Origin of the sequence: Rahnella sp. ChDrAdgB13, from assembly GCF_017655185.1 — a bacterium.
Taxonomy (GTDB): Bacteria; Pseudomonadota; Gammaproteobacteria; order Enterobacterales; family Enterobacteriaceae; genus Rahnella; species Rahnella contaminans.
On record NZ_JAEMGT010000044.1, the window covers coordinates 1 to 12,710 of the forward strand.

Consider the following 12,710-nt stretch of genomic DNA (forward strand, 5'->3'; position numbering starts at 1 on the left):
CCTTCGGGCTGGTCTGGTCAGCGATGGCTTTAAGCGTTTTGTACAGGGAGCCGGTTTTACCCGCCTTACCCAGCACGTTGTTAACCCGTGTCACTAACACGGGGGTATTCAGGGGAAAGGCTTCCGCATCGGCATCATCCGCCACGGCGACAACCCCAATGACATTCGATTCAATGTCATTGATAGCCGCCACAAGGTCGGTATTTTCCCGGATGCGGGCACCATGAAAGCGATCTTCCGCCATATTTTCACCATTACGTTATTGAGTTCGCAGTGATAATCCACCATGTTTGATCGCCACTCACGCTATTGCGGGTCTGGCCGGACGGTGACAACAAAAACTGATTTGGTCTCTCCCGCGCGCGTGGGATCCTTCGCCGGAAGAAGGGGGGGACACATGGCACTTACAGACCTGACCAAATCACTTAATGACGCCGTCAGCAGTTATAACGATTCACTTACCGAAGCGGTAAAAAGTCCGGGATTCAGCATTACGATGGGCGGCAAGGTACTGACGCAGCTTGATGATCGGATCATGTCGTTGTCACTGACGGACAACAGGGGCTTTGATGCCGACCAATTATCCATTTCCATTGATGACAGTGACGGCATGGTTGCCCTGCCGCCGCGCGGGGCTGAGCTTGCTGTATCATTTGGCTGGCTGGGTGAACCGCTGATTTACAAGGGGCTGTACACGGTTGACGAGGTTTCCCACGAAGGCCCGGCAGATACTATTGGCGTTACTGCCCGCAGTGCTGATTTTCGTGAAGAGTTCAACGTAAAGCGCGAAGTCTCATGGCATGACGTGACCGTTGAGCGTGTTGTGTCGGCAATAGCGCACCGCTACGGACTGATGGCGCAGATCAGTGAAATACTCGTGGATATTGAGATTGATCACGCCGACCAGACGCAGGAAAGTGATATGTCATTCCTTACCCGCATGGCGGAAATGTTGGGCGCAATTGCCACCGTCAAGAACGGCAGTCTGCTGTTTATTCTGCCGGGTGGCGGTGTGACCGCTGACGGAAAGGCGCTACCTTCTGCCAGCATTGACCGCACAAGTGGCGACCGGCACCGCTTTCGCATTGCCGATCGGGATGCATATACCGGCGTTAAGGCTTACTGGCTGGATCTCAATTTTGGCAAAAAGAAAAAGGTCAGTGTTAAGCGCCGCAAGCCTGCAAAGCCCAAAAAAGAGAAGAGCAGCAGCCGTGAGGGCGATTACATGGAGGGCGCAGACGGTAACGTCTATGTGCTGCGCAAGACTTACCAGAATGAAGAAGCAGCGAAACGTGCGGCGGCGGCAAAGTGGCAACAGCTTCAGCGTGGCGCAGCAGAGTTTTCGATCACCCTGGCGCGTGGCCGCGCTGAGCTTTACCCGGAAATGCACGTCACGGTTAGCGGTTTTAAGGATGAAATAGACAATCAGGACTGGATCATTGCGCGTGCTGAGCACGTCATTGACGACAATGGTTTTACCACCCGGCTGGAGCTGGAAGCAAAAATACCTGACTGGATAGCGGAAACTGAATAAAATGAAATGGAGTTCAACTCCCACAGGGGAGCCATCATTATGTTCAGATGTCCATTTTGCGGCGCTATGGCCCGCACCCGTACCAGCCGAAAAATCACCGATATGACAATCCGGCAATATCACCAGTGCCAGAATCTGGAATGTAGCCGGTCATTCACTACGCTTAACAGCGTGGAAAGGGAGGTAACAAAGCGTGCAGGCGCAGCCCCGTTACCACCCGATTTCATTCCCCGCGATGCCTTTCCGGCGTCTCACTATGGAAGGGATCAGTTAAGTTTGGCCCTCTAATGGAAAAGCCCCGCCATGAACTGACGGGGCTTTTTTTGTCGAAGTGTAGTCAAAATGTAGACGGAATCTGGAATAAATCCTTTTATTCCATTAGGTTACATACTATATTTCTTCACCATCCCTGTCTTCCCCCACCGAAAGGTGGGGTTTTTTTTGTCCGCAATTTGGAATTGTTTCACAAAACCGGAAATTAACAAGATGGAAATCTGCGCGTAACCAACCGGAAATATCTTGTAAAAGCCGTATGAATCAGTAAATTGCGATGTACAGAGCGTTGTATGCGTGTTCTTGCTGACTTGAATCAATTCAGCTACGGTGTTTTGTTATACTATAGGCTCAAACGCTAATAAGCCCTTTGGCTGCAAAAGTTAAATCCGCCGACGGGCAGGCTCAAGATTCTTAAGAAATTGCATCTACAAGTTCAGAGGTAGTCATGATCAAAAAAATTGGTGTACTGACAAGCGGTGGCGATGCACCGGGCATGAACGCTGCGATCCGCGGCGTTGTGCGTTCGGCGTTATCCGCAGGTTTGGAAGTTTTCGGTATTGAAGATGGCTATCTCGGCATGTACGAAAATCGCATGCGAGAACTCGACCGCTACAGCGTTTCAGACATGATCAACCGTGGCGGTACTTTCCTGGGTTCAGCGCGTTTCCCTGAATTCCGCGATCCGGACATGCGGAAAGTTGCCCTGCAAAACCTGAAAGATCGCGGTATCGACGGCCTCGTCGTTATCGGCGGTGACGGTTCTTATGCCGGTGCTGACCTGCTGACCAAAGAAGGTGGCATTCGTTGTATCGGCCTGCCAGGCACCATCGACAACGACGTTGCCGGTACTGACTACACCATCGGTTTCTTCACTGCTCTGGGTACTGTGGTTGAAGCTATCGACCGTCTGCGTGACACCTCTTCTTCACACCAGCGTATCTCTATCGTTGAAGTTATGGGCCGTTACTGCGGCGATTTGACCCTGGCTGCGGCCATTGCCGGTGGTTGCGAATTTATCGCCATCCCAGAAGTTGAATTCAAACGTGATGATCTGGTTGCTGAAATCAAAGCCGGCATCGCGAAAGGTAAAAAGCACGCTATCGTCGCCATCACTGAAAAGTTAGATGATATCGATGAGCTGGCTAAATACATCGAGAAAGAAACCTGTCGTGAAACCCGTGGCACCGTACTGGGCCACATCCAGCGTGGTGGTGCACCGGTTGCTTATGACCGTATTTTAGCGTCCCGCATGGGTGCTTACGCGGTAGACCTGCTGATGGAAGAAGGTCGTGACTACGGTAAAGGCGGTTACTGCGTCGGTGTTCAAAACGAGAAAATGGTTCACGAACTGATCTCTGTGTGTATTTCTCCTGAGAACAAGAAAAGTAAGTTCAAAGAAGACTGGTACGATACAGCTAAAAAACTGTTCTAAAAACAGCTTCTTGCCTGAATATAAGAACCTCCTTTACGGGAGGTTTTTTTTCGACCTGTTTCTGGTTATTCCAGAAAGTAATAGAAAAAAACCTTTTATTCTTTAGTTGTTTTCTTTTTCTCTGGCACGCTCTGTTCATCCAATCAAATTAATGAAATCCATAAAAACTATTTTTGGGAGAGAGTGCGATGCGTATGCGTAAATGGGGTGCAGGTCTGGCATTACTGTTGGTAGCAACCGGGGCGATTGCCAAAGACATTCAGATTCTGAACGTGTCGTACGATCCAACCCGTGAGCTTTATGAACAATATAACAAAGCATTCAGTAAATACTGGCAGGGCAAAACCGGTGATACCGTGACCGTTCGCCAGTCACACGGCGGTTCAGGCAAGCAGGCAACGTCTGTCATTAACGGTATTGAAGCCGATGTCGTGACCCTCGCCCTGGCGTATGACGTAGATGCTATCGCTGAACGCGGCCGTATTGATAAAAACTGGATCACCCGCCTGCCAGACAATTCTGCCCCTTACACGTCGACCATCGTATTCCTGGTTCGCAAAGGCAACCCGAAACAAATTCACGACTGGAATGATTTGATCAAACCGGGTGTATCGATTATCACCCCGAATCCTAAAACATCAGGCGGTGCGCGCTGGAACTATCTGGCTGCGTGGGGCTATGCCCTGCATCACAACAACAATGACAAAGCGAAAGCTCAGGATTTTGTGAAAGCGCTGTATAAAAACGTGGAAGTGCTGGATTCCGGTGCCCGCGGCGCGACAAATACCTTTGTGGAACGCGGTATTGGTGATGTGCTGATTGCCTGGGAAAACGAAGCGCTGCTGGCCACCAAAGAAGTTGGAAAAGACAAGTTTGAAATCGTGACGCCAAGCGAATCGATTCTGGCAGAGCCAACGGTTTCTGTAGTGGATAAAGTGGTCGATAAGCGTGATACGCGTACCGTGGCAGAAGCTTATCTGAAGTACCTGTACTCACCGGAAGGCCAGACTATTGCAGCTGAAAACTACTATCGTCCGCGTGATCCGGTTGTTGAGAAAAAATTCGATGCTGAATTCCCTAAACTGAAACTGTTCACCATTGGTGATGTTGCAGGAACCTGGGCTCAGACGCAGAAAGATCACTTCGCGACTGACGGGATTTTCGACCAAATCAGCAAGCGTTAATCCTGTTTTCAGGCAATAAAAAACCCCGGCAAGCCGGGGTTTTTTGCGCTCAGAAGGAACAGGCTTACGCTTGTTTTGCTTCTGCGGCCGCTTTAACGATCACTGCGAAAGCGTCAGCTTTCAGTGATGCGCCGCCAACCAGTGCGCCATCGATGTCTGGCTGAGTGAACAGTTCAGCAGCGTTAGCAGCGTTAACAGAACCGCCGTACTGGATGATAACTTGTTCAGCCACAGCAGCATCTTGTTTAGCGATGTGGTCACGGATGAATTTGTGAACGGCCTGAGCCTGAGCTGGGGTCGCTGATTTGCCTGTACCGATAGCCCAAACAGGTTCGTAAGCGATCACTGCGCCTTCGAATGCTTTCGCGCCCAGAGTGTTCAGAACGGCGTCCAGTTGCTTAGCGCATACGGCTTCAGTTTTACCGGCTTCGTTTTCTGCTTCAGTTTCACCGATGCACAGAACAGGGATCAGACCCGCTTCTTTCAGCACGCCAAATTTCTTAGCAATGAACTCGTCGCTTTCTTTGTGGTAAGTGCGGCGTTCTGAGTGACCGATGATGATGTATTTCGCACCGATATCTTTCAGCATGTCGGCAGAGATCTCACCGGTGAATGCGCCGGACAGGTTAGCATCAACGTTCTGAGCACCCAGCGCGATACGGCTGCCGGCCAGAGCGTGTTTAGCCTGTGACAGGTAAACTTCTGGTGGAGCAATTGCAACGCCACAACCTACAACGGTGCTCAGCTCGGTACGCAGAGCAGCAATCAGTTCGTTAACCATGTGGGTGCTGCCGTTAAGCTTCCAGTTACCCATCACTAATGGATGTCGCATGTTTTTTCCTCCAAAAGGGGACGCGAGTGTCGATTAAAATTTCTGCCAAACAAGCAGATTACCTGTGCAACAGTATAGAGATCATTGACCATAAAGGCTTTGCTTTTTGTCATTAAAAACCGTCATCTCAGGGCTCGGCCAGCGCCAGTTTTACCGGCTCAACGGCAAACGTCAGGCCTTTTTCGCCATTGTCTGAAATCACAAAACGCACCGCCCCAACTTCCTGTTTATAAAACTGCTGACCTTTCCCTTTTTCAATCAGGGACGTCACTCTCGCCACGCTTTGTTCCGGCGAAAGGGTGGCATCAAACTGACGCATCAGATTCGCCATATAGCTGACAGCCAGCGTGCGGGCGGCTTTTTCTTCAGGGCCCTGAATCGGCAAATAGGTAATTTGCAGCGTTTTGATTTTGCCTGTGCCTTTTTCCAGCGCGGTGGAGGCATAGAGATTTTCGTTAATTTTGCTGGCCGCGCGGGTCAGCGAGCTGTTAGCGGATTCACTGATTGCGCGGAATTCGCCGATCTGCTGGGTCGGATTCGCTTCATTGTATTTGGCGCGGAAGTTAATCAGCGTCGTTTCGAATGTCGGTGCGCCTGCCAGAAGATACGGGGCTTTCGGCATCTCTTCTGCGCCGGAATGGTCAGCCGGCGGATCGGCAAGGGCTGTGTTCTGGCCCGCGAGTATCAGTAATACGGGCAAAGCCAGTTGTAAAATCGATTTAGCAACAGTCATAGGGCGTTTCTTATTTTGTTTCAACAGACCGATTAAAGCGGTGATCGGGGGGCAATGTCAAAAGGAGTGCGTAAACATTCTCCCGGCCACGGTGCATCAGGTACACTCGCCCTGTTTTAACATTTTCCTCTCATTGTTTTTTAGGGAACCGACGGTCAATGACGTTACAGCACGCACTGTTTTCTTTTAACGGCCGCCTGGGCCGCCGCGATTTTTGGATCTGGATGATCAGCTGGCTGATTCTGATGGCCGCCGATTTCTTCTTTGCCGCACAGCTATGGATTACCTATCAGACCGCGGGTTTCGCGCTGGTCGTCCTGTTGTGGCCAACGGCGGCGGTGCTGGTGAAAAGGTTACATGACCGCAATAAGTCGGCCTGGTGGGCATTGTTGTTTGTGCTGGCGTGGATGCTGGTGGCCGGAAACTGGGCGGCGGCGATGCCGCAGACGTGGAGCTGGGTATTAGGACGGCTGGTGCCTTCGGTCATTTTCATCATGCTGATTATCGACTGCGGCGCTTTCGCCGGTACACCGGGCACAAATCGTTTTGGCCCGGAGCCGGAAGACGTCAGATTTAAATCTGCATAACAAAAAATACTTACCAGTAGTGTTCGCTGGTCATATGACCCGGTTTGCGTTTGAGATGCTTGCGCATGCCATGCAGGTCTTTCAGCACCTGCTGGGTATCGCGGACCATCTGCGGGTTTCCGCAGAGCATGATGTGGCTGTCTTCCGCGTTGATCTTCAGGCCGACAGCCCCTTCCAGCGTGCCATTTTCAATCAGCGCCGGGACACGGCCGGTCAGTGAGCCTGAAATTTCTTCACGGCTGACGACGCTCTGAATATGCAGTTTGCCTTCATAACGTCGCTGTAATTGCTGCATCAGCGGTAAATAGCTGAGATCGGCAGCAAAGCGCGCGGCGTGGATCAGTACGATATTTTTAAAACGCTCCAGACCGGCTCCTTCCTGCAAAATTGACAGATAAGGCCCGATGGCGGTACCGGTTGCCAGCATCCAAAGCGTGTCACACTCAGGAACTTCATCAATCACGAAAAAGCCGGCGGCTTCTTTGGTGACATGAATTTCGTCGCCGGGCTGCATCACGTGCAGACGCGGGCTGAGTTTTCCTTCCGGCACGTTGACCAGATAAAACTCCAGGTCTGCGCTGGAAGGCGGATTGACGTAGGAATATGCACGCTGAACCCGCTCGCTGTCGATTTCCAGAGAGAGTTTGGCAAACTGGCCTGCGGTAAAAGAGTCGACTGGCGCATTGACCGTGATGCTGAACAAATTGTCCGTCCAGTGCTCAACTTTTTTGATTTTTCCCGTTACCCAATCAGCCATAAAAACTCCTGTCGTTTCTGATTTCGTCATGCATAGCGAATTTATGCGCTGATTTTATTTCAAATTTTTCGGATCCCTTATCGGTTAAATGTTATCAGCCTGTTCTGCGTCCGTTAGCCAGTATCGATTTCTGTACAGTCTGCGTTACAGATCTGGCTCCTGCCGCTGCCAGCAAAATAACAGGAGAGTTTGCCGCACCCCTCGCTTATTCATCTGAATTTGTTAACTTATGCGCCGCCGTATTATCGGCGGTTTTGCTGGTTATTTGTTCTGAACTTTTTCCACCTTATCTGATAACGAACTGAAAAATGAAAAATCTGGAAAATATTCACCTACTTGTGATGCTGATATTGCTGGTGGCGGTCGGTCAGATGGCTCAGACCATTTATGTGCCGAACATCGCGGATATGGCGACCAGTCTGGCCGTCAAACCGGGGGCAGTGCAGCGCGTTATGGCCGCTTATTTGCTGACCTACGGCGGCTCGCAGCTGATTTACGGCCCGTTGTCCGACAACGTGGGGCGCAAACCGGTGATCCTCACCGGTCTGATGATTTTCCTGATTGGTGCGGCGGGCGCGATGGTGTCATCCAGTCTGAATATGCTGATCCTGGCCAGTGCGGTTCAGGGGCTGGGCACCGGCGTAGCGGGCGTGATGGCGAGAACCATGCCGCGTGACTTATACAGCGGCGGTGCTTTGCGCCACGCCAACAGTTTGCTGAACATGGGGATTCTGGTCAGCCCGCTGTTAGCGCCGGTTATCGGTGGTGCGCTGGCTGCGTGGCTGGGCTGGCGGGCGAGTTTCGGTTTTCTGCTTATTCTGTGCGCGGGCGTCGCGTTTTCGATGTACCGCTGGTTGCCGGAAACCCGCCCGGAATTTACCGCTGACCATCCGCCGCGCAAAATGCTCAGCAGCCTGCGTTTGTTGCTGGCAGACGCCGATTTCAGCCGCTATCTGGTAATGCTGGTGGGCGCGCTGGCGGGCGTGGCGGTCTTTGAAGCCAGCTGCGGCGTGCTGATGGGCGGCGTGTTGGGGCTGAGCGGCGTGATGGTAAGCATCCTGTTTATCCTGCCGATCCCTGCGGCATTCTTCGGTGCCTGGTATGCCGGGCGTACGGAGAAAAGCTTCCAGCAACTGATGTGGCATTCGGTCATCAGCTGTCTGCTGGCGGGGTTATTGATGTGGATCCCGGGCTGGCTGGGCATTATGAATATCTGGACGCTGATCGTGCCTGCGTCTTTGTTCTTCTTCGGCGCGGGCATGTTATTCCCGCTGGCGACGACCGGCGCGATGGAGCCTTTCCCTTATCTGGCCGGGGCTGCAGGGGCGCTGGTGGGCGGTTTGCAAAATATGGGATCGGGGCTGGTGGCGTGGATGTCAGCGATGTTGCCGCAAACCGGTCAGTTCAGTCTTGGCCTGCTGATGTTTGCGATGGCTGTGCTGATTTTGCTGTGCTGGTGGCCGATGTCGAACCGCAGTCAGCATGAAGGACATGCGGTTTAACGTTTTGTTTTACATTTAAAAAGGCAGGGCAAAAACCCTGCCTTTTTGATGACCGGAAGGCCGCGGATCAGATAATGAATTCGTGCAGCGCGGCGTCTTTGCGGTCTAGATAATGCGTCGAACGGATGCGGCGGATGGTGCGGGATTTGCCACGAATCAGCAGTGTTTCAGTGGTCGCCATATTTCCCTGACGGCTGATGCCTTCCAGCAGATCGCCTTTGGTAATCCCGGTCGCGGAGAAAATCACGTTGTCGTTGCGCGCCATATCATCAAGCAACAGCACTTTCCCGGCTTCAATCCCCATCGCTTTACAGCGCGCCAGCTCTTCTTCGCCAATCCGGCGGTTTTCCGGCGTTTCTCCTTTGACGTCATGACGCGCCAGTAATCGCCCCTGCATATCGCCATCCAGCGCGCGGATAACGGCCGCAGATATCACGCCTTCAGGCGCGCCGCCAATTCCGTAAAGCACGTCAACCTCACTTTCCGGCATGCAGGTCAGAATGGTTGCTGCGACGTCACCGTCCGGGAACGCAAAGACGCGGACACCTGCGGTCAGCATTTCACGGATTGCGTCGTCATGACGCGGTTTTGCTAGCACGGCAACAGTCAGTTCGGTCAGCGGTTTGTTCAGCGCTTTGGCAATATTCGCCAGATTTTCTGCCAGCGTCAGGTTCAGATTAATAGCGCCTTTCGCGCCAGGACCGACGGCAATTTTCTCCATGTACATATCAGGGGCGTTGAGGAAAGAACCCTGATCGCCCACAGCCAGCACAGCCAGTGCGTTGGACTGACCCATTGCGGTCATGCGCGTGCCTTCAATCGGATCCACCGCAATATCGACCGCGTCGCCGTTGCCGGTACCGACTTTTTCGCCGATATACAGCATCGGTGCTTCATCGATTTCACCTTCGCCAATCACAATCGTGCCGTCGATATCGACTTTATTAAGCATGATGCGCATGGACTGCACGGCGGCGTTATCGGCGAGGTTTTTATCCCCACGGCCCAGCCATTTATAACCGGCGAGCGCGGCAGCTTCGGTCACGCGGGAGAACTCGATTGCTAATTCACGTTTCATTGGAAAACCTGTTGGAAGAAAAGAAAGAGTTCGGTGAGGCAAGGCTCATCTGTGCCGCAGATTTTAGCACAGTGGGAAGGACGCATAAAAAAACTCCCCGTATGGGGAGTTTCATAAAAGGTGTTGGCGTAAAACTGACGGGATTACTCGTCGTGATCTTCCCACGAACGAACGCGTGCCACCGCTTTCTGCCAGCCTTTATAGCGGACATTACGTTCCGTCGTTTCAATGCTTGGGCGGAATTCACGTTCGATAGTGGCTTTGCTGCGGACTTCTTCCAGATCGTTCCAGAAACCGACGGCCAGGCCTGCGAGGAAAGCAGAACCCAGCGCGGTAACTTCCAGCACTTCAGGACGCTCAACGCGGGTACCCAAAATGTCGGACTGGAATTGCATCAGGAAGTTGTTGGCGACCGCGCCGCCGTCCACGCGTAAGGATTGCAGACGGGCACCGGAATCGGCCTGCATGGCATCCAGTACATCGCGGGTCTGATAAGCAATAGACTCCAGCGTTGCGCGGATGATGTGGTTGCTGTTCGCACCACGGCTCAGACCGAAGATTGCGCCACGGGCATACGGGTCCCAGTAAGGGGCGCCGAGGCCGGTGAAAGCAGGCACCACGTAAACGCCGTTAGTGTCTTTCACCTTCATCGCGAAATATTCGGAGTCAGTTGCATCGCTGATCAGTTTCAGCTCATCACGCAGCCACTGAATAGATGCGCCACCAACGAAAACGGCACCTTCCAGCGCGTAGTTTACTTCGCCACGCGGGCCGCAGGCGATGGTGGTCAGCAGACCATTTTTCGATGCAACAACTTCGGTGCCGGTGTTCATTAACAGGAAGCAGCCGGTGCCGTAGGTGTTTTTCGCCATACCCGGTTGCACGCACAGTTGGCCGTAAAGCGCCGCCTGCTGGTCACCGGCAATACCGGCGATTGGAATACGCGTACCACCTTTACCACCAATGTTGGTCTGGCCGTAAATTTCAGAGGAAGGACGGACTTCCGGCAGCATTTCACGCGGAATATCCAGCGCTTCAAGCATGCGTTCATCCCACTTCAAATCACGGATATTGAACAGCATGGTACGTGATGCGTTGGTGTAATCCGTCACGTGAACGCGTCCCTGAGTCATTTTCCAGACCAGCCAGGTATCCACAGTCCCGAACAGCAGTTCGCCGCGTTTTGCACGTTCACGGGAGCCTTCAACGTTATCGAGGATCCATTTCAGTTTGGTGCCGGAGAAGTACGGGTCAACCACCAGGCCGGTGTTGTGACGGATGTACTCTTCCATCCCGTCTTTTTTCAGCTTTTCGCAGATATCAGCAGTACGACGGCATTGCCACACAATCGCGTTATAAATCGGCTTGCCGGTTTCTTTTTCCCACACGATGGTGGTTTCACGCTGGTTGGTGATACCGATACCGGCGATCTGATCGGAATTGATGTCGGCTTTGGCCAGCACTTCAACCAGTACCGAGCTTTGCGATGACCAGATTTCCATCGGATCGTGCTCAACCCAGCCAGATTTAGGGTAGATCTGGGTAAATTCACGCTGAGAAACGCTGATGATGTTGGCATCGTGATCCAGCACTACTGCGCGTGAGCTGGTCGTACCCTGATCGAGTGCGACAATGTATTTTTTTTCGTGAGTCGTATCTGCTGACATAATTTTCATCCTGCAAATGAGTAAGCTGTGGAACAGTTTAGCCGATCAGGCCTTGCGCTGTTTGGTTGGCTGTGACGCTTTGTCAGCCGCTGTTTCGTTAATCTGGTGTGGCAGGTGACGACTAATCAATGCTTTATAGCCGACCGCACCCAGACACGCACCCAGCAGTGGGCCAAAAATCGGTACCAGGAAGTAAGGGATATCGCGGGCGCCGGTGAAGGCCACTTTGCCCCAGCCTGCGAAGTAAGCGAACAGTTTCGGTCCGAAATCACGCGCCGGGTTCAGTGCGAATCCGGTCAGTGGCCCCATGGATGCACCGATAACTGCAATCAGAATACCGATCAGCAGCGGAGCCAGCGGGCCACGTGGCAGGCCGTTGCCGTCATCGGTCAGGCCGAGGATCAGCGACATCAGAACGGCGGTGATCACGGTTTCAACCAGGAACGCCTGCAATACGCTGATGTGCGGGTTTGGATACGTCGAGAAGATACCGGCAAGGCTCAGACTGTCTACGCTGCCGCGTACCATGTTGTGAGTTTGCTCGAAATCGTAGAACAGATTGTAGTAAAGGCCGTAAACCAGCGCGGCGGCACAGAAGGCGCCTGCGACCTGCGCGATGATGTAAGGCAGAACTTTGCGTCCTTCAAAGTTTGCAAACAAACATAGCGCGACGGTGACAGCCGGGTTCAGGTGTGCGCCTGAGATCGCCGCAGTCAGGTAAATGGCCATGGCCACACCGAAACCCCAGACGATACTGATTTCCCACTGGCCAAAGGATGCTCCGGCAAGCTTCAATGCAGCAACACAGCCTGCACCGAAGAAAATGATAAGCCCGGTACCCAGAAACTCAGCGATGCACTGACCTTTTAATGTGGAACTCATGGTTTGGCTCATAGTTTGATCCTGCTAAGGATGATGTTAATGATTGGTTATAGTTTTTCTGTTATGTCGTACGTGAACGTAATCGGATTTTGACGTTCATCATTAAATGAGAACGTAATGTGAATTTATCGTTAACGAGCATAAACGAGAAATAGCGAAATCAAATTTTGTGTGTCGTGTCATAAAAATGAGCGATTTCGCGTATTCGCAGGCCATCACGCGCGGGAAAAAGGCCACGATTTAACA

General features: G+C 52.4%; 12 protein-coding genes and 1 pseudogene. 6 read left to right on the top strand and 7 right to left on the bottom strand.

All coding sequences use genetic code 11. The features are described from left to right. Window positions 1-244, bottom strand: a pseudogene (locus J8X26_RS13995) (phage tail sheath family protein); the annotation flags it as partial. Window positions 245-397: 153 nt separating this feature from the next. Between J8X26_RS13995 and J8X26_RS14000 the strand changes: the two are divergent. The 4 genes from J8X26_RS14000 (at window position 398) to J8X26_RS14015 (ending at window position 4,426) form a co-directional block, all read left to right on the top strand. Then, window positions 398-1,534, top strand: a complete 1,137-nt coding sequence (locus J8X26_RS14000; RefSeq protein ID WP_208951165.1) for a phage late control D family protein — start codon at window positions 398-400, stop codon at window positions 1,532-1,534. Window positions 1,535-1,573: 39 nt separating this feature from the next. Then, entirely contained in the window at window positions 1,574-1,822 is a 249-nt protein-coding gene (locus tag J8X26_RS14005) for an ogr/Delta-like zinc finger family protein (RefSeq protein ID WP_208951166.1), read from the top strand. A gap of 433 nt (window positions 1,823-2,255) precedes the next feature. After that, a complete protein-coding gene (pfkA, locus tag J8X26_RS14010; protein WP_152325016.1) occupies window positions 2,256-3,242 on the top strand; it encodes a 6-phosphofructokinase in 987 nt (328 codons plus the stop codon). A 194-nt stretch (window positions 3,243-3,436) separates the two neighbouring features. Further along, window positions 3,437-4,426 (top strand): sulfate ABC transporter substrate-binding protein, encoded by a 990-nt coding sequence (locus tag J8X26_RS14015; RefSeq protein ID WP_208951178.1) that lies wholly within the window; start codon window positions 3,437-3,439, stop codon window positions 4,424-4,426. A 64-nt stretch (window positions 4,427-4,490) separates the two neighbouring features. Here the strand turns inward: J8X26_RS14015 and tpiA are convergent, their stop codons facing one another. Both tpiA and J8X26_RS14025 read right to left on the bottom strand, forming a co-directional pair. After that, window positions 4,491-5,258, bottom strand: coding sequence for a triose-phosphate isomerase (gene tpiA, locus J8X26_RS14020; protein ID WP_104923984.1), 768 nt, complete (start codon window positions 5,256-5,258; stop codon window positions 4,491-4,493). 127 nt (window positions 5,259-5,385) lie between these two features. Next, window positions 5,386-5,991, bottom strand: a complete 606-nt coding sequence (locus J8X26_RS14025) for a DUF1454 family protein (protein ID WP_152325017.1) — start codon at window positions 5,989-5,991, stop codon at window positions 5,386-5,388. Between the two features lie 158 nt (window positions 5,992-6,149). On the opposite strand from J8X26_RS14025, the gene J8X26_RS14030 reads away from it, so the two are divergent. Then, on the top strand, window positions 6,150-6,578 hold the full coding sequence (locus J8X26_RS14030; RefSeq protein ID WP_152325018.1) for a DUF805 domain-containing protein: 429 nt from the start codon (window positions 6,150-6,152) through the stop codon (window positions 6,576-6,578). Window positions 6,579-6,588: 10 nt separating this feature from the next. Here J8X26_RS14030 and fpr read toward each other — a convergent pair whose 3' ends face one another. After that, a complete protein-coding gene (fpr, locus tag J8X26_RS14035; protein ID WP_208951167.1) occupies window positions 6,589-7,335 on the bottom strand; it encodes a ferredoxin--NADP(+) reductase in 747 nt (248 codons plus the stop codon). Between the two features lie 308 nt (window positions 7,336-7,643). Here fpr and emrD point away from each other — a divergent pair, with 308 nt between their 5' ends. Further along, window positions 7,644-8,837 carry a multidrug efflux MFS transporter EmrD gene (emrD, locus tag J8X26_RS14040; RefSeq protein WP_208951168.1) on the top strand — a complete coding sequence of 398 codons (1,194 nt, stop codon included), beginning with the start codon at window positions 7,644-7,646 and terminating at the stop codon, window positions 8,835-8,837. Window positions 8,838-8,904: 67 nt separating this feature from the next. Here the strand turns inward: emrD and glpX are convergent, their stop codons facing one another. The 3 genes from glpX to J8X26_RS14055 form a co-directional block, all read right to left on the bottom strand. Continuing rightward, window positions 8,905-9,915 carry a class II fructose-bisphosphatase gene (gene glpX / locus J8X26_RS14045; RefSeq protein ID WP_208951169.1) on the bottom strand — a complete coding sequence of 337 codons (1,011 nt, stop codon included), beginning with the start codon at window positions 9,913-9,915 and terminating at the stop codon, window positions 8,905-8,907. A 143-nt stretch (window positions 9,916-10,058) separates the two neighbouring features. Then, on the bottom strand, window positions 10,059-11,582 hold the full coding sequence (gene glpK, locus J8X26_RS14050) for a glycerol kinase GlpK (RefSeq protein WP_152325021.1): 1,524 nt from the start codon (window positions 11,580-11,582) through the stop codon (window positions 10,059-10,061). 45 nt (window positions 11,583-11,627) lie between these two features. Further along, window positions 11,628-12,476 carry an MIP/aquaporin family protein gene (locus J8X26_RS14055; RefSeq protein ID WP_152325022.1) on the bottom strand — a complete coding sequence of 283 codons (849 nt, stop codon included), beginning with the start codon at window positions 12,474-12,476 and terminating at the stop codon, window positions 11,628-11,630. Window positions 12,477-12,710 lie beyond the last annotated feature (234 nt).